Source organism: Gallibacterium sp. ZY190522 (assembly GCF_054166015.1).
In genome coordinates this window covers 2,121,032-2,138,397 of sequence record NZ_CM135118.1, presented here as the reverse complement: position 1 = coordinate 2,138,397, position 17,366 = coordinate 2,121,032, and the positions used below count along the sequence as shown (strand labels likewise).

Sequence of the window (17,366 nt, the reverse complement as noted above, 5' to 3'; positions counted from 1 at the left end):
TTATATTTGAGGTTCAACACGTTGCCGTAAAGATTGCATTGCACTTTGGGCAGCATTAACATCAGGAAAAACACCAATGCCAGTAAATGTCGTCATCGCTGCTCCTAATGCTGTAGCTTCAGAAACCTGTACAACGTCAATAGGTAATCCCAAAGTATTAGCGCGCAATTGATTCCACAAAGCATTCTTTGCACCACCACCAACACAAATCAAACTTTCCGCTTGAAAATGTCCCACTTGCTGTAATAAAGCTAGGTTCTGTTTCAATTTATTTGCTAAATATTGCAAAGTAGCTCGATAAATCTCACCTCGAGTAGTATGCATTGTTAGACCAAGAAATTGCCCAAGCTGTAATGATTGTTGGTTAAATTCAAAATTACCTTGTAAAGATACGGTGCTTTCACCAACTACAGTTGCTTCATCAATCATTGTTCGGTAATAATTTTCTTTGCCATAACAATCACTGAATAACAATCTACCAACCCATTCCAAAATACCTGAACCCACCCATTGAATTGCCGGATTAAATAGACCTTTGACACTATCCCATTCTGTGGTCAGCCCTTGTGAAAGGTAATCTGGGTGAACGATAGCTCGTTCAGTTCTTGCCATCAAAATTTCCCATGTTCCTGAGCTTAATACAGGCTGATTTAATGCTGCCCCCGATCCTAATATCGCAAATTGCGTATCGTGTCCGCAGGAAATAACCGGAATTCCTGATGACAAGCCCCATTGTTTAGCAATTTCAGATAACAACGTACCAATTTTTTGACCAGCATTGACTAATGGTGGGAATTGACTCTTATCAAGTTGTAGCAATGCTAAAACTTCCGAATCCCAATTTTGCGTTTGCAAATCTGTCATCATTGAAGTGCCAGCCATTGTGCTATCAGTGCTTAGCACACCCGTTAAACGATAAGTGAGCATCGAAGAAATAAACAAGAATTGTTCAAAACTAGCATAATGTTCTACATCGTTTTGTTGTAACCAACGTAACTTGTACAACGTATTGAAACTATATTGCCCAATACCATTACGTTGATATAAGGCGGCAACATCAAATTGATCAGCAAGCTGTTGCATTACACTGATCGTCCTCGGGCATTTCCAAGAAATTATTGGCGTAGCTTGTTTACCATTGATAAAAAATGCCCCATCCACTCCAAAAGTAGTAACACCAATCACATCAACAGATAGTTGTTTTTCATTCAACTGTTGACAGACGTGTTTTGCACAAGCAAAAAGTTTTTCCACAATCTGCTCAAAATCCCAAATTTGATAATCCTTATGTTGCGGATCTTCAGTGGTTTGATTTGCTTGATGTGCATTAGCGATGATTTGTCCTTGTTGATCGATTGCGATGGCTCGTACATTCGTTGCTCCACAATCTAAAATCAGCGAAATTGACATAATCCCTCCGATATTTCATTCAAGTGCAGCCTTAAACACTGCACTTGAAAAGTGATTTTCATTACTTATATAAAGGTCCAAAATTAGTGCAAGCACGATAGTCTTGTCCTTCTTTATCTTGACCAAAAGCACTCCAAGCACTCGGACGGAAAATGTCACTTTCTTTAATATTATGCATACAAACAGGAATCCGTAACATTGATGCTAATGTGATCAAGTCAGCACCGATATGGCCATAACTCACTACACAGTGATTTGCTCCCCAATTAGCCATTACTGAATAAACATCTTTAAAAGCACCTTGTCCTGTTAAACGAGGAACAAACCAAGTACAAGGCCACGTTTCATTAGTACGTTGACTCAAGGTATTGTGTACCTCTTCAGGTAGTTCAATTGACCATCCTTCTGCCAGTTGTAGCACTGGCCCAAGCCCTTTAACAAGGTTGATACGACTCATTGTGAATGGTAAGCCACCTTTGGTGAGAAATTGAGAGGATAAACCGCCTCCACGGAAATATTCGTGTACCGCAGCACACCACCGAGTATGAGCAAGACAACGTTTACCGTCCTCTTCAGTAATTTCCCATACCGGTTTGATCAAATGATTTCCTGTTTCGTCTAAATGTTGGCCTGTACCATCTAATGCGGCTGATCCTGAATTTAATAAATGTAAAAAACCTGATGTCGGACGGAAGCCTGTAACGCGCTCAACAGAATCCTCACTCCAATAAGTTCGTACATCAGCAAAAATTTGTGCTTGTCCAGTTAATTGATGAGCGAGTAACATCGTGACGCCATTAAGTGAATCATTTTCAGTAGCCATAATGAAAGGTGGGCGAACACCATTCCAATCGTAAGTGGAGTTGAGCATTGCTTCCATAAAATCACCATTTGGCAAGTGATCTGTCCAATGACGTTGACCTTGGAAACCAGCAACGATAGCATTATGTCCTAATGCTTCTTCGCCAAAATTCAGTTCAGCCAACTTTGGATTTCCTATCATCAAATCACGCGCAATAATGGTCATTTTAACAACAGTTTCCCAAAGAGCTTCTTTCTCCTCTGCTGTACGCTGATATTCTTCTTTATTGACATCTATACCCTCTTGACAATATTGCTTCACCCAAGACAATGCCAATTTAACTTCTTCAGGATCGTAAATTTCACGATCAAGACGGCGTTTAATTTCTGTCATATCAACATATTCATTCCGCATTCCTAAATAATGTTGAAAGAAAGATTGATCTACTATTGAGCCAGCAATTCCCATTGATACAGAACCGATAGATAAATAAGATTTACCTCGAATCGTTGCCACAGCTAAACCCGCTTTAGCAAAACGTAACAGTTTTTCTTTCACATCATCAGGAATAGTGGTGTCATCAGCCTCTTGAACTTCTGTGCCATAAATAGAAAATGCAGGCAATCCCATTTGGGTATGTCCAGCTAAGGCAGCAGCCAAATAAACCGCTCCGGGACGCTCTGTACCATTAAATCCCCAGATTGCTTTTGGCATATGTGGATCCATATCAATCGTTTCCGAACCATAACACCAACAAGGGGTAACGGTAATGACAACACCGACATTCTGTGCTTTAAATTTTTCTGCACACTGTGCAGCTTCTGCAACACCACCGATACAACTATCGGCGATTACACACTCAACAAATGAACCGTCTGTATGACGAACGTGAGTTTGTAACAAATCGGCAACAGACTGAGCCATTGTCATCGTTTGTACTTCTAATGATTCACGAACCCCCATACGACGACCATCAATCGTTGGACGAATACCAATTTTAATTTTTGTTGATTGCATAGCTATCTCCTTAGTTTGACGCTGTAAATAAATGTTTTACACGCAGTAAAAATTCACTAAGGAAATCTTCTACCTCTAATACGGTAATTCAAAGGATTTTTTTGAGAAAGGTATTTTTTTGTGAGGGTTATCACAGAAAACAGGCAAAAAATTCATTTTTTTGCACTAAAATATGACTGATTAAACTATTTTTTATACAAAACGGTCAATTCAGTCATTTTAAACAATAGAAAGGCTCACTGCCATTTTTTCACAATAATGTTGCAGTTTTTTAGGAACTGTTCCCTGTGTAAATAACATATCCAACTGAGAAACCTCAGCTAGCTTAACCAGATTTTGCTTGCCAAATTTAGAGGGATCAACCAATAAAAACTTTTGTTCAGACATATCCATCATTTTACGTTTCATTGATGCATTTAACTCATTAGATTCCCAAATGCCTCCCTCATTGTCTACTCCAACACAAGAAAAAATACCAATATGAATATGCAAACGAGAAAGTAAATGTTCGGATAACGGCCCATAAAAAGCATCATATTTTGCGGAATAAACTCCACCTGTCGCAATTGTTTTAATATTCGGTTTATTTACCAATGCTGTAATATTACGCATTGAGTTAGTCACTACTGAACAAGGAATATCGGGTAGAAGTTGCGCCACATACCAACTAGTGCTACTTGCATCTAATCCAACAACAACCCCCTCATATATATACTCCACGACTTGCTGTGCAATAGCCTTTTTTGCCTCGGCATTGGTACGCTGACGAATATGAAATGCACTGCCAATATCATTCGTCTTTTTGCTCAACGCTCCACCGTGAGTACGATAAAGTAATTGATGTTTTGATAATAAAGCTAAATCTCTCCGCACAGTTTCAACTGAAACATTCAATTTCTCAACTAGCTCATTAACCGAAATCTTACCTTGCTGATTAACCATTTCTAAAATTAAATTATGTCTATCTTTCATTTCACTGCCTCCTAACAAACCATCAAATATTTTGACATCCTCCCCGTCCTAAAGGACGGGGATTCCTACCAGTGCCCATTTCAAACAATAGGCTACTCTCGGTGGTTCTTGCTGCTGACCGCTAATACGGTTCACTTCACAAGCTCGACGGCTGTGTCCCAGCCTGATATTTTTATGCTTGGACGATGACTCGCCCCGCACCAATACATTTAACGCTCCAACGACATCTGCATTTTCTGTGTAGCCACATTCTATACACTCAAAATCAGCCTGTGTTTGGCGATTTTCCTTAGGCGTTTAACGGTTCAAAATATTCGCCATTTGAAAGCGTTGCAAAACGTGCAACCCCCATATCAATACCGATTTCTCCGCTTTTATGAGTAGGGATTTCGTATTCAAATTCCGTTTGAATACTAACAAAAAAGCGACCGCACTTGTGGCTCACCGTAACGTTTTTGATTTCGCCTACAACATCACGGCTGTTGCGGTAGCGAACCCAACCGATTTTTGGCAGATATAAACGGTTATTTTGTTGTTCCAGTTTGCAACCTTGCGGAAAGCGAAAGCACTCTTTCAAGCCTTTTTTCTTGAATTTCGGGAAATCAGAACACTGTTGAAAGAAATTTTTAAACGCACTTTCTAAGTCTTTTAACGACTGCTGAAGCACTTGAGAATGACAGTCTTTAAGCCAAAGTAGCTCTTTTTTCCATTGCGGAAGCAAGTTAGCGATTTTGGTGTAACTGAACTTGAAGCTGTTATCTTGCTTGTATTGCTCATTTTGCCACGCTAACGCCCGATTAAACACAAAACGAGAACAGCCACAGAACTGCTTAATTCTGCGGATTTGGCTGCCATTTGGCATTATCTCGAACTTAAAGGCTTTGCGTAGTTGCATTAACAAGATTTAGAATGTAATTTTTCCGCATTCTACACTTGGTCTATGAAAAAAGAAAAGGAAATTAGACACGACAAACCTTGTATTTTTAATGTGTATATATTCGCCAATACATCGAGCAACAACAAACATCCAATTAGTTAGGTTTGAAACGACTCACACCGTTTGTACCTTATATCCCCACACTTAAGGACAGAATTTTACGGCACAATCTGATAAAAACTACTTCACAATCACAATATCTAATAAAACCTCACTAAACATTTTTAATCCTAATTTAAATTGAAAAGCATTAAAATATTTAAGAAATAAAAAACCTACGATGAAATATCGTAGGTTTGTCAACAGCCTGAAATCTTGCATTAAGCGAATATTTTTTATTACTTATTAGCACGTTCCAATTGTTTTTTATATTTCACTAGCTTGTCTTTAATACGATTTCGTTTTAGCGGAGACAAATAATCAACAAACATCACACCGTTTAAATGATCGATTTCGTGTTGAATACAAATTGCCAACAAATCGCTAGCCTCAAGCGTAAACGGTTCGCCGTTGCGATCCAACGCTTTAACCGTGACTTTCTCTTTGCGTGGCACTAAGCCTCGGAACCCCGGCACTGATAAACAGCCCTCTTCAATTCCGGTTTCGCCGTCACTCTCGACAATTTCCGGATTAATCAAAACCAATTGATTACTTTTATCGCCCTCAACATCAATCGTGATAATACGTTGATGACGGTTAACTTGTGTTGCAGCTAAACCAATCCCCTCTTGTTGATACATTGTTTCAAACATATTATCGATAAACTCCCGAATTTCATCGTCCACCTTTTCCACTGGTGCTGCAACTGTTCTCAAACGTTCATCGGGAAAACATAACACATCTAATATCGCCATACTCTCATCCTTTTTTAAAATCTCGCATTTTACTGATTTTTTCAGCAATTAACACCGCAAATTATAACGTAAAAATCGTTTTATCTTTAATTTTCGATCAGCTTCACATTTTTTCAATGATATTCCTGACAAGCTTCCTTAATAAGGTAAAGTGCATTTTTTCAATCTGTTTTCTACTTTTTCAATCGTTTTCTGCTATGCAAACAGTAACCACACTTTTACGTTTAGCACTGCTGCCGCAATTCGGTGCTATCAAAATTCAACAACTGCTTGAACAAATCTCACTAGATACGCTGCTCAGCTACGATCGACAAACACTCAGCCAAATCGGTTGGAACACTGCGCAAATTCAAGCTTGGTACTCACCGCAACAAGCAATTATTGACTCCATTCTTAATTGGCAGCAACAGGCAGGAAACCATATTATTCACTATTTTGATCACACTTACCCGTTATTACTAAAACAAACTCACTCCGCACCACCTTTACTATTTGTTAAAGGTAACATTGATATACTCTCTTCGCCACAAATCGCTATGGTAGGTAGTCGCTATTGTTCACCTTATGGCGAACATTACGCCCAAACTATTGCCGGCGAATTGGTACATAGCGGAATTACTATCAACAGCGGTTTAGCCTTAGGCATTGACGGCATTTGTCATCGTGCCGCTTTGGATAATCACGGCAAAACCGTTGCCGTTTTGGGCAGTGGATTGAATCAACTCTATCCGGCTCGCCACAAAAAATTGGCACAACAGATTCTAGAAAACAACGGTGCATTGCTGTCGGAACTGTTCCCCGACACACCCCCCATTGCAGAAAATTTTCCACGTCGCAACCGAATTATCAGCGGTCTCTCGTTCGGCACTATCGTCATCGAAGCCTCGCAAAAAAGTGGTTCATTGATCACCGCTCGGCTGGCACTGGAACAGAATCGTGAAGTGTTCGCTGTGCCAGGTGCGTTGGACAATCCGTTAAGCCAAGGTTGCCATTATTTAATTAAACAGGGGGCGTGGTTAATTGAAAATGCACAGGATGTGTTGGAAATTCTAACACCGCAAATTTCATCATTAATGCCGTTTACACCAGCAATAGCAGCGCAAACACCAACGCCAACCGGCAATCGCTCTACTGCACAAAACACGATCGCAATATCACCGCAAGCGAAAACCGTTTACACGCCACCGACCATCAACAAAAAAGCGGTGATCAAACTTGATATTCCGCCACAACATCAAGCATTAATGCAACAATTAAACAGTGCAACTGCGATTTCACCGGATGAACTTTCGACAGCATTAAATCGCCCTATCGATCAAATTCTTACCGATCTATTGGAACTGGAAATTCTCGGTGCAGTGCAACAGATTCAAGGAGGTTATATTAAAAATATCGTCTAATTCATTGAATAAATTAACTTCACGATATTCACTATTTTTATAAACAGAAATAGGTACTACATTTTTCAAAGTACTTTAAACTAATGACGAAGATCCAGAAAAGAAACAAGACTTTTTATCTGATAAATAAAGGTAATAAGACTGCATTTTGAATAAAATTTTAGGGGCTGTAGTAGATTAGCCCTAAATTTCACACCATTTTCGCAATATTTTTAACTGCTCTTTTGGTGTCCCAAAGTTAAACCGAAATTCACATTCCTTCAAGAATAAAGGAAAGTTTTTTCGGTTAATTCCATTATATTTTCGCAGTATCCGCTTCACCTGATTCCAAAAATTTTCAATGCCATTAATATGATTTTGTTTCACCGCAAATAGCTCGGAATGATTGATTCGTTCGTGGTGAAATTCACTCACATCAAGCGCATCATAACTGCGATAAGTGTCCGTATAAACCCAGCTATCAGGCTTGATTTTTCTTTTAATAACAGGGAGTAATGTTTCACTCTTGGTGTTTTCAACCACAACAGTAAATACCTTTCCTTGTCGTTTTAGTAACCCAAAACAGCAACTTTTCCAGCCGCTCCTCGTCCTCGTTTTCCCTTTCGATGACCACCAAAATAGCTTTCGTCTAGTTCAATTTCCCCCTCAAAAATCTCGTTAACTTCAAGGGATAAATGATAGCCAATCACAAGCCTGATTTTATGGTAGAACAAAGCGGCTGTATTCGGTTGAATATCTAGCAAATTTACTGCTGTTCTTGCAGTAACTTCTGCGACAAAAAACTCAAGCAGTTTTTTCTGTATGGATTTCTTTAATTTACAATATGTTATCTTCATTTTTGTAGTATAGCATTGTTGCTAATCTACTACAGCCCCTTAAATTATGTGGTGAACTTGCTCTCTCGCCGCGAATATAGTGAATATGAATTGCGTTGCAAAATGCAAGAAAAAGCCTTCACAGAAGCTGAAATTGAACAGGCTTTAGCGATTTGTCAGGAAAAAAATTGGCAAAGTGATCGCCGTTTTACAGAAAACTATTTACATTACCGATCACAAAAAGGCTATGGACTAAATCGAATTAAACAAGAGCTTTTTCAACTCAAAGGCATTTCTTCAGAGATCGTGGAAGATGTATTAGCAGAAATGGACATTGATTGGTTTGAGATTGCGCATTCCGTGTTACGCAAAAAATTCCCCCATTATGCGCAAGAGCGAGATTTCAAAATGAAACAAAAAATCTGGCGCTATATGCTTTCACACGGCTTTCAAAGTGAAGAATTTGCCGATTTAGTAGGCTCGGGCGAAAACGAGTTTTACTAAGACACAGAATTTACTGCCCCTTTCTTTATTTATGCTTTCCAAGGCTTTCTACAAAATATTGGCACAAATAGCCCTTTCTTCTTTGAGTGAACCCTACTCAATGATAAACTAACGCCAATTTTTGTCTTAAATAATTAATATAGGAAACAACAATGCGAGCGAGTCTATATTTATTTGCTACTTTAAAAGAAACTCCGAATGATGCACAGGTGGTGAGCCATCAATTAATGTTGCGTATTTTAGGGGGTATAAGGTGTAATTGCTAGAGGAAAGAGGGAAAAGAGGAAAATGGAGCAATATCTTTCTTTTTATTGCCCCTCATTAAGTTTATCTAGCAGTAATTCTTGTTCCAGCTTGCCCTTTAATCGCTTCTAGTGCTAAATGTAAATCTGCAATAATGCCTATACCTTGTCTACGATGGGAAAGATAACGGATAATTGCATCAACTTTAGGTTGCATTGAGCCTTTATCAAATTTATAGTTTGAAAGTTCCTCGATAGTGATGTGATCGAGTTTCTGTTGGTTTTCTTTTCCCCAGTTTAAATAAATTCCATCACCATCAGTAAGAATTATAAAATAATCTGCTTGAATTTGTTGGGCTAATAGAGCTGCTGTCGAATCTTTATCAATAACGCAGTCTATATTTGTTAATGAGCCTTCTTGTTTTGTTACTGGAATGCCTCCACCACCGCAACAAATAACAAGATAACCATTTTTTAATGCAAGTTCTATAGCTTGATGTTCTATGATTGACATTGGTTGGGGGGATGCTACAACGCGGCGATAATATTGCCCATCTTGTTTGAGTTTCCAACCATATTTACTCGCTAATTTGTTTCCTTCTTGATGTGAATAAACAGCACCAATAAATTTTGTTGGTTCTAAAAATGCAAAATCATTTTGTTTTACTTCAACATGAGTAAGAAAAGATAGAATAGGTTCACTAACAATTTTACGCAATTCTTGAGTTAAAACTGTTGCAATCATTCCTTGTGTTTGAGCAACTAAATTATTTAATGGGAAATTTGATTCTTCTTGGAAAGATTCATTTTGTAGAGATAGTAAGCCCACTTGAGGACCATTACCATGTACAATAGCAATTTGGTATTTTTGTGCTAATTTTCCAATGACTCTCGCTGCTATTTTTATATTGTCTAGCTGATTTTTATAAGAAATATTTTGCCCTCGTTTTAATAGGGCATTCCCGCCTAAGGCGATAACAATTTTAGGTTTCATTTTTTCCTCCTTCTATGTTTAACTACGATTTTTCTTTTAATTTATTTAATAACATAATAATATACTTATATTTAATGCAAATTCCAGAGAAAAAATATGAACTATAAAGACAAAAATTTTGAATTAAATTGTACATATAAGGTTATTAGTGTTTTCGAACAAGTGGTTAATTTGAAAAAAGGTAATAAAATTTATGCCATAATGAATCAAAAAATAAAGCCCGCACCTTATAGTTTAATATTAGAGAATGAATTATTCTTATCTATAAAAAATAATATTTCTAACACGCTTTTTATTCCTTATTTTTCTGTAGAAGAATTTGATTGTATGCTATTTCCTCAAAATAACCTATTAACAGCAAAAAACATCTCAACTTTTTTAGAGGAAATTATAAGACCTCAAGATATGTTTGAAGTTGTTTTTCAACAAAGAAGAAAAACTGCAAAACTCAAAGAAATGTTGGGATTAGGGCGAGGACTTACGCCCAGTGGAGATGATTATATTGTTGGCTATATGGCAGCATATTATGCTGAAAATAAAGGAATTTTTAAGCCATTTGAAGAAATAGCAATCTTAGCTAAATATTGTACAAATGAGATTAGTGCAAATTATATTGAAAATGCTAGCCGTAGATTATTTAAACAGGAGATTTTAGACTTAATGAGAGAAATAGAAAATAGAGAGTATATTAATAATATGATGAGTTTTGGTTCCTCTTCCGGTATTGATCTATTATATGGTATTTTTGATTATATTAATAACAGAGATCTTTTTCATAAAATATAAAAGGTTTCATTACGAAACCTTTTGATTATTATATTTTAGAATATTTTGTGAGTAACAAATAACATAGTGAAGCCATCAAAATAGAATCAATAGATGGAATAAAAGTTAATGTAAAAAAGCCTTTTACGGTGAGAAACCCTATTAGGGATCCAATAAGCCAAGCAAAAAATGCAGGATATTTAACTTTCGCTTCGTTTTTAATACTATTCTCATCATAGCCCATTTTCCTATTTATAAAGTAGTCTGTAATATAAATTCCACAAATAGGAGGCGTTGTTATACCAAGAAATAATAAAAATGGAATAAATAAAGCCATTATATCTATACTACCAATCAATGCGGTAATGATACCTAATACAATTGTAATTTTCCATTTTTTCAACTGAGGGAACAGTGTAGAAAAAACTAATGTTCCTTGAAACATATTCCCAGCATTTCCTGTTATGCAAGCAAATATAAGTACAATATAAGCTGGTAATAAACTACCAATAATTAGCATTGCATCAAGTAATGTATTTTTTCCTGTTAATGAACTTGGTGTTGCACCAATGATAAAAAGGAAAGGATAAGCAATACTAAAGGTTAAAATACCAGCAGTAATAGCTTGTTTTTTATTTTGCGTAAAACTACCAAAATCAACAGAAGTAGTAACTAAAACAATAATTGTTCCTACAACAGAAGAAATTGCTGCACCAATATTCATTGTGTGTAGTGCTGTATTTATAGAAAACTTGCTTTTTAAAGTAAGATATAGAATAAAAAACATTAGCATAGCTATAATTGGAACAGCCCATTGAGCAACTTTGCTAAGAAAATCAAAACCAAATGTAGTTGCACTTACGAAAATTAAACAACCAAACACAACAATTATAGGTAAAGGAACATATAAATTAAATTGAGTAAATAGAAAATCTTGTACGGTATGTCCAAACATATTAGCCGTAACAATAATCCAACCTAATAAACTGATTGCCATTAACATATTGATCGCAGTCGCACCTTGAGAACCGAAAGTAAATTTAATAATTCCGTAAGTGGGCAAGCGAGCTTTAACACCTATTGACATATTGATTATTGCGAGCAATGTTAATATTGAACTTCCTACAATAATAGCAAATAGCATTTTAGAAAAAGGGAGTTGGCTCCCTAGACTTGAAGAAGCTAATAATACAGGCGTAATTAGAATTCCCAGCAAAATCATTGAGATTTGAATAGCTGAGGCATAAGATGTGGGATTAGAACACTTTTTGTTAGCCATTGTGTTTCTCCTTATGTTGATTCTGATAATAACGCCAACCTCCCATATGGCTAATCTCGATTTGTCCTTGGGTAAGCCAATTCTCACCTAAAACACCTAATACTTGATCCCCATTAGCTAAGTGTACTTTGCCTATGGTTAATCCGTTTGGCTCATTTAATAGAATAGTAGCAAGTGCGGTTGGATTTATTGCCCAAATTTCAAGCTCAACAGCATAAGCTTTTTGAGTTGTTCTTTGCATTGCTGGATGAATATCGTTGATTGACCATAAACGATAGTATTCATCAGTTTTATCTTCACGTATAAATTGAGCTCCAACATTAAGTAAATTATGATTAAGCTCTAACCCTCGCATTAATGTTCCATTTACTGCAAATAAAATTTGTTCACACATTTTGACCTCCTTATTCACTATAAGTAGAGTAGTTTTGATAAAACGCATTTAAAGCTTGGGTGAAACATTGCATTGGTGCAGTTGTAATTCCAGCACCGATTTGCCCTATACCTGCCAATTTGTGTGCAATGCCTGTATTTATAATAGGTAGAATTCCCGTATCTACCACTTTTCGAATGTCAATACCTGCTGCGGTTGGTATGAAGTTTAATGTTGGTAAGGTAAATGCGGGATTTTGCCCTAAGCTAATGCTTTGCATCATCACACTATTATTAAGTGCATCATTTGTGCTTCCTCCTACAAATTTGACAATAGCTGGGGAGGATGCCATTGCAAAGCCTCCTACGCCTGCAGTTTCGGTTATTGCACTATCACCAAGATCTGCGGCAGCATCGTTTATATCAAAATTAGGGAAAAATAATCCATTGACTGAATTTGCTGGAGCTTGAAACCATTGTCCCTTCATTGATGAAATTTGGATACCAAAATTAACACCATTTCTTGCCATTACGGTTACCATTGTGCTGTGAGGTATGCCTTCTGCTGCTACCAACATTGTTTTACAAGCTGCCATTGATAAGTTGAGGAAAAAATGATCATTATTAGTGATAAATTGGATAGTACGTTCAATGTGTTCTAAAGGTTGGTTAATTTTAAGTAAGAACGGTAGGATTTTTTTAAGAAATAATCCTGTTGCTGCAGCATTACGATTATGAACTTCATCCCCCATATGTAAAGCTTGTGCCATTATAGGTTTCAGCTCAATGGGACCACTTAACTTAAGTGTGGCAGATAATGTTTCGGCAAGTTCCGTTTTCATCCAGTTTAATCGTGTTATCACGTCTGGATTATTAGCACCAAAACGTAATACTTTACCCAATCCCTCATTAAAATTACTAAAACAGCGGTGATGATTATGTGCCATATCCTCGATAACCCATACAGGCATAGAAGGACTAATAATTCCTGCCATTGGGGCAACTGCGTCATAGTGATGGCAAGGTTCAAAAACAATTTCTCCTTGTTCAATCAGTGATTTAGCAGCTTCTTTTGTGTTAGCCCATCCCTCAAATAAAATCGCTCCGATAATTGCACCTTGCATTGGACCACACATCGCATTCCATTGTATAGGGGGACCTGCATGGAGGATACGCTTTTTCTCTATTAACTGCGGAATTGCTTTTCCCGCTGGTAAAATATCGACTAAAACAGGCTGTGAAGCTAAATAACGAGAGAGTGCAATTTGATTGGCTTGATTGATTTTTGAGCAATTAATCAACGTTGCTAAAGTTAATCCAGCTTGCTTATCTCCCTGAGCTGGAGGTTGCCAATGTAAGTGCTGAACTGTTCCCCCAGCTTGCTGAATATTTTGTGCAAAGTTTTCTAATCCAATATTAATGATTGAAAGAGGCTGCTGAAAAAGATTATTCATTGATATTTCTCCTTTGCAAGATTTCTAATGCCATATAAGCAGATTCTGCATTATTGTTTGCAATAAGCACGCCCATATCTTGTAATTGTTTTTGGATCAAGAATTTATCTTGGACATCTTGAGCTGTACCACAAATATGAGCAATGAGATAAGGTGGTGAGTTCTGTTGCCGAATTTTTTGAAGAATAGGTAGTAATGTTTCCATTGGATTCAGATTTGAGCCATAGCCTAAAATGAGATCAAAAAGGAGTACCGCGACTTCGGGATCCATACCTTCTTGTAAAAGGCGTTGATTGCGTAATGTTGGATCAATCATTGGATGAGGTTTTCCTTGAGTAAAGAAATCATCACCAAGATCTAATAATGTATGTTGTGTACTTCTATTTATCTCTTTCAACATCGTTGCTTCATCAATAGGTGTATTGGAATACAAAGGTAACCCAGCTTTATGCAGAATTTGTTGAGCTTCAAAACAAAATGTACCGCCAGAGAAAACACCACGTAAATATTTTTGCTCTCTTTTTAAGGAATATTGATACGTTGGAAAACTAGGTGGGATATAAGAGGGAATACGTTGTTTTCTTAACAAAGCAACCGCAACTTCTGCTGTATGTGCTAGGGTTTCAGCATAATAAAGATTACTCCCGCTATTAGCATCAGGGCTTTGTCCTAAGAAATGGATCACAACAGGCTTGTTTATCTGTTCTGCTTGTTTTTTTATTACATTTGCAATATCTGATGCAGGTGGTTTAGAGATCAATACTATGACTTCTGTATAGCTATCCCGTGCTAATAAGTTCATTGCATATTGCATCGAAAGTCCACCAATTTCTTGGTGCAAATCTTGCCCTCCTGTACCTATTGCTTGAGATATTCCTTCGCCAAGTTTATCAATACCACAGGTGACTTCTTGTAGCCCAGTGCCTGAGGCAGCAACAATACCAATATGACCTTTACGAACAATATTGGCAAAACCTAGCGGGATGCCATTGATTATTGCTGTACCACAATCTGGTCCCATAACCAATCTGTCTTTTTGTTGTGCAAGCCTTTTTATCTGTTTTTCTTCTTGAAGAGAAACATTATCGCTAAAAAGCATAACGTTTAATCCAGTATTGAGGGCTTTAATCGCTTCAGCTGCAGCATATTCACCGGGTACAGAAATAAGTGCTAAATTAAGTGCGGTGTTTTTTTCCACCGCATTTGACAGGCTTACTATTTGTGTCTTTTCACTATTTGTCGTTGTTTGTTCTGAGCAAGAAAAAAATGATTGTTTTGCAAAATTAATTGCTTTTTCACATTCCTCTTTCCTTCCTTTCACTGCGATGATCAAGTCATTGGGCTTTGCATTAATTGGTGGAAATTCAGCTTCTAATAAACGGGCCAAATTTGCGGGTGTCCCCATTACTACTGAAGCTTGCGTAATTCCTTCTATTTGTAAAAGTTTGGCAGAAATTTGCATTAAAGAAACGGAATCTTGGTAAAGATTTGGTAATATTGAATATTGGATAGCCATCTTTTCACCTATGACATTAATGCGTTGATAATCTCTGTTGATGTTGAAACCCAACCGAAAATAGCCCCTTGTGCTTTGATCATTTTCAGTGCATATTCTTGAAACTCAGGGAAATATGAGCCAACACAATCTTCAGGAATAATACATTCATAACCGCGATCATTTGCTTCGCGAACCGTCGTGTTTACGCAAACTTCGGTGGTTACTCCACAGACAATAAGTGTTTTAATTCCACGATTTTGTAAGATTATGTGTAGATCGGTTTGATAAAATGCACCTTTCCCTGGTTTATCTATGATCGGCTCTCCTGCAATAGGATAGAGTTCAGGAATAATATCGTGTCCTTCTTCTCCACGAATAAGAATACGCCCTTTTGGTCCACATTCGCCAATAAAGGTTTTCCCGCCCCGTGTTAATTTTGCTGGAGGACAATCACTTAAATCAGCACGATGCCCTTCACGAGTGTGGAGAATAAATATCCCAGCTTGACGAGCGGCAGATAACATCCTTTTACAAGGTTGAATTGCTGAACGAACGAGATTGACATCATTACCTAAGGCTTCTCCAAATCCACCTGGCTCAACAAAATCGCGTTGCATATCGATCATTAATAATGCTGTTGTTTGAGGATTAAAGGATAGTGGGAAAGGTTCAGCTTGGAATTGTTTTAACATAATGAATATCTCCTTTTGTTGATAACAATTTATTTTTCTTGAAGGGATAATATAAAGAAAACCTCCTTAATCATAGAAAAATAAATTGATGAATTAAAAGGAAATTTATTGAAAATAGCGTGATATGACGGCAGTAAAAAAATATTTTGTGAACGAAATCACAAGATATTTTTATGATTCAAAAGAATTGAATAATAAATTCAAAATTTATTAATTAAAAAATTACTGGCACCAAATGTTTTGTATATGAGGTTGCATAATATAATCTAGACACCAAGTTAATACTTTTCCTTGTACACTACTATTCCAAGCATAAAATAATTGTGTAGGTTGTTTTTGTTCTGAAATTGGTTTTTTTAATACTTTTCCTTGATCAAGTAATAGTTTTACTCGATGATGAGGGATGTATCCTATTCCTAATCCCGCAATAATAAGGTTAATTGCCGTTGAAAGTTCGGAAACGTAAATCACTTTCTGCCCTTCTAATGCCCAAGAAACCTGCTTATTCATATTAAAAGCAGTATCTTTTACCACGATAGCTGGATATAAACGTAATTGTTCTGAAGTCAGCACCGTTGTGAATGGGGCAAGAGGGTGATGAGGAGCTACCACAAAATCCCATTCTATTTTTCCAATTGGATGATAAACGATATTTTCGATTTTGGGGGCTGTATGTGGTGCTCCAATAACAAGATCGGCTTTTTTCTTATATAAGGCTTCCCAACACCCGTTATAAACTTCGGTATGGATTGAAAGTTCTGTTGCTGGAAAAAGTGCGGTTATTTTTTCGGTTAATTTTGCAAGAGCATCGTAGTTAATAATATTGTTTACCACAATAGTAAACGTCCGTTCAACGCCATTTTCAATGGTTCTAGTCTGTGTGATTAAATGTTCATAAGAATGTAGTAACCATTGGCTATGGTAAATAAAATATTTCCCCGCTTCAGTAAGCTTGACTTGCCTTCCTGAACGATCAAAAAGAATAACGCCGAGTTCGTCTTCAACTTTTTTAATGGTGTAACTAATTGCGGAAGGCACTTTGTATAATTTTTCTGCTGCAATGGAGAAATTTCCTGTTTCCGCAATAGTATGAATGAGTTTTAAAACATCGGGGGATAGGGGCATACTGTTCTCCTTTTCTAATTCTTTTTTAGTATAGCATTGAAAATAAAGGAGGTGGGGTGAAATACGTGATCTAATTCTTTCACCAATTAGATCACGTTAAAGTAATTAATTTGCTATGGGTTGTTCTCTTCTATCTAATAGATATTTTAGAATAAATAATCCTGCAATCATTATATAGGAAATTAGGAATATCGTAGGAGAATCACCACCAATAACTGGGTGGGCCTGATGGAT

The 17,366-nt window shown here is 37.0% G+C and carries 14 protein-coding genes and 2 pseudogenes; 3 read left to right on the top strand and 13 right to left on the bottom strand.

Features of this window, described 5'->3' with window-relative positions; genetic code table 11:
* The 5 genes and pseudogenes from fucK to def all read right to left on the bottom strand — a co-directional run bounded on the left by fucK (window position 1) and on the right by def (window position 5,992).
* Window positions 1-1,410 (bottom strand): L-fuculokinase, encoded by a 1,410-nt coding sequence (fucK, locus tag ACXPAV_RS10285; protein ID WP_458003408.1) that lies wholly within the window; start codon window positions 1,408-1,410, stop codon window positions 1-3.
* 61 nt (window positions 1,411-1,471) lie between these two features.
* Window positions 1,472-3,229 (bottom strand): L-fucose isomerase, encoded by a 1,758-nt coding sequence (gene fucI, locus ACXPAV_RS10280; RefSeq protein ID WP_013746034.1) that lies wholly within the window; start codon window positions 3,227-3,229, stop codon window positions 1,472-1,474.
* 219 nt (window positions 3,230-3,448) lie between these two features.
* A complete protein-coding gene (locus ACXPAV_RS10275) occupies window positions 3,449-4,201 on the bottom strand; it encodes a DeoR/GlpR family DNA-binding transcription regulator (protein ID WP_021461604.1) in 753 nt (250 codons plus the stop codon).
* 292 nt (window positions 4,202-4,493) lie between these two features.
* Window positions 4,494-5,096, bottom strand: a pseudogene (locus tag ACXPAV_RS10270) (RNA-guided endonuclease InsQ/TnpB family protein); the annotation flags it as partial.
* 380 nt (window positions 5,097-5,476) lie between these two features.
* Window positions 5,477-5,992 carry a peptide deformylase gene (def, locus tag ACXPAV_RS10265; protein ID WP_013746032.1) on the bottom strand — a complete coding sequence of 172 codons (516 nt, stop codon included), beginning with the start codon at window positions 5,990-5,992 and terminating at the stop codon, window positions 5,477-5,479.
* Between the two features lie 197 nt (window positions 5,993-6,189).
* Here def and dprA point away from each other — a divergent pair, with 197 nt between their 5' ends.
* Window positions 6,190-7,392 (top strand): DNA-processing protein DprA, encoded by a 1,203-nt coding sequence (gene dprA / locus ACXPAV_RS10260; protein WP_458003407.1) that lies wholly within the window; start codon window positions 6,190-6,192, stop codon window positions 7,390-7,392.
* Between the two features lie 183 nt (window positions 7,393-7,575).
* On the opposite strand, the pseudogene ACXPAV_RS10255 reads toward dprA, so the two are convergent.
* Window positions 7,576-8,228 (bottom strand): annotated as a pseudogene (locus ACXPAV_RS10255) (IS1595 family transposase).
* Window positions 8,229-8,252: 24 nt separating this feature from the next.
* Here ACXPAV_RS10255 and recX point away from each other — a divergent pair.
* Window positions 8,253-8,711, top strand: coding sequence for a recombination regulator RecX (recX, locus tag ACXPAV_RS10250; RefSeq protein ID WP_039096646.1), 459 nt, complete (start codon window positions 8,253-8,255; stop codon window positions 8,709-8,711).
* Window positions 8,712-9,038: 327 nt separating this feature from the next.
* Here the strand turns inward: recX and ACXPAV_RS10245 are convergent, their stop codons facing one another.
* Window positions 9,039-9,947: a carbamate kinase gene (locus tag ACXPAV_RS10245; protein WP_039096636.1), complete on the bottom strand. Its 909-nt coding sequence runs from the start codon at window positions 9,945-9,947 to the stop codon at window positions 9,039-9,041.
* A 96-nt stretch (window positions 9,948-10,043) separates the two neighbouring features.
* On the opposite strand from ACXPAV_RS10245, the gene ACXPAV_RS10240 reads away from it, so the two are divergent.
* Window positions 10,044-10,733 carry a DUF2877 domain-containing protein gene (locus tag ACXPAV_RS10240; RefSeq protein ID WP_458003406.1) on the top strand — a complete coding sequence of 230 codons (690 nt, stop codon included), beginning with the start codon at window positions 10,044-10,046 and terminating at the stop codon, window positions 10,731-10,733.
* A gap of 28 nt (window positions 10,734-10,761) precedes the next feature.
* Here the strand turns inward: ACXPAV_RS10240 and ACXPAV_RS10235 are convergent, their stop codons facing one another.
* The 6 genes from ACXPAV_RS10235 to ACXPAV_RS10210 all read right to left on the bottom strand — a co-directional run bounded on the left by ACXPAV_RS10235 (window position 10,762) and on the right by ACXPAV_RS10210 (window position 17,132).
* Window positions 10,762-11,991, bottom strand: a complete 1,230-nt coding sequence (locus ACXPAV_RS10235) for a cytosine permease (protein WP_039151237.1) — start codon at window positions 11,989-11,991, stop codon at window positions 10,762-10,764.
* Complete coding sequence (locus ACXPAV_RS10230; protein ID WP_035687879.1) at window positions 11,984-12,385, bottom strand: allophanate hydrolase-related protein; 402 nt, start codon at window positions 12,383-12,385, stop codon at window positions 11,984-11,986. The genes ACXPAV_RS10235 and ACXPAV_RS10230 overlap by 8 nt, the downstream gene beginning before the upstream one ends.
* Window positions 12,386-12,395: 10 nt before the next feature.
* Complete coding sequence (locus tag ACXPAV_RS10225) at window positions 12,396-13,817, bottom strand: YlbE family protein (RefSeq protein ID WP_035687882.1); 1,422 nt, start codon at window positions 13,815-13,817, stop codon at window positions 12,396-12,398.
* Window positions 13,810-15,333: an acyl-CoA synthetase FdrA gene (gene fdrA / locus ACXPAV_RS10220; protein WP_039151239.1), complete on the bottom strand. Its 1,524-nt coding sequence runs from the start codon at window positions 15,331-15,333 to the stop codon at window positions 13,810-13,812. The genes ACXPAV_RS10225 and fdrA overlap by 8 nt, the downstream gene beginning before the upstream one ends.
* Window positions 15,334-15,341: 8 nt before the next feature.
* A complete protein-coding gene (locus ACXPAV_RS10215) occupies window positions 15,342-16,007 on the bottom strand; it encodes a cysteine hydrolase family protein (RefSeq protein WP_039133141.1) in 666 nt (221 codons plus the stop codon).
* A 222-nt stretch (window positions 16,008-16,229) separates the two neighbouring features.
* The gene (locus ACXPAV_RS10210; RefSeq protein ID WP_035687890.1) at window positions 16,230-17,132 is read right to left on the bottom strand and encodes a LysR substrate-binding domain-containing protein; all 903 of its coding nucleotides are present in this window, start codon (window positions 17,130-17,132) and stop codon (window positions 16,230-16,232) included.
* Window positions 17,133-17,366: the final 234 nt, after the last annotated feature.

Coding starts and splice junctions, on each gene's coding strand:
- fucK (WP_458003408.1), bottom strand. CDS start 1,410: ATGTCAATTTCGCTGATTTTAGATTGTGGAGCAACGAATGTACGAGCC.
- fucI (WP_013746034.1), bottom strand. CDS start 3,229: ATGCAATCAACAAAAATTAAAATTGGTATTCGTCCAACGATTGATGGT.
- ACXPAV_RS10275 (WP_021461604.1), bottom strand. CDS start 4,201: ATGAAAGATAGACATAATTTAATTTTAGAAATGGTTAATCAGCAAGGT.
- def (WP_013746032.1), bottom strand. CDS start 5,992: ATGGCGATATTAGATGTGTTATGTTTTCCCGATGAACGTTTGAGAACA.
- dprA (WP_458003407.1), top strand. CDS start 6,190: ATGCAAACAGTAACCACACTTTTACGTTTAGCACTGCTGCCGCAATTC.
- ACXPAV_RS10245 (WP_039096636.1), bottom strand. CDS start 9,947: ATGAAACCTAAAATTGTTATCGCCTTAGGCGGGAATGCCCTATTAAAA.
- ACXPAV_RS10240 (WP_458003406.1), top strand. CDS start 10,044: ATGAACTATAAAGACAAAAATTTTGAATTAAATTGTACATATAAGGTT.
- ACXPAV_RS10235 (WP_039151237.1), bottom strand. CDS start 11,991: ATGGCTAACAAAAAGTGTTCTAATCCCACATCTTATGCCTCAGCTATT.
- ACXPAV_RS10230 (WP_035687879.1), bottom strand. CDS start 12,385: ATGTGTGAACAAATTTTATTTGCAGTAAATGGAACATTAATGCGAGGG.
- ACXPAV_RS10225 (WP_035687882.1), bottom strand. CDS start 13,817: ATGAATAATCTTTTTCAGCAGCCTCTTTCAATCATTAATATTGGATTA.
- fdrA (WP_039151239.1), bottom strand. CDS start 15,333: ATGGCTATCCAATATTCAATATTACCAAATCTTTACCAAGATTCCGTT.
- ACXPAV_RS10215 (WP_039133141.1), bottom strand. CDS start 16,007: ATGTTAAAACAATTCCAAGCTGAACCTTTCCCACTATCCTTTAATCCT.
- ACXPAV_RS10210 (WP_035687890.1), bottom strand. CDS start 17,132: ATGCCCCTATCCCCCGATGTTTTAAAACTCATTCATACTATTGCGGAA.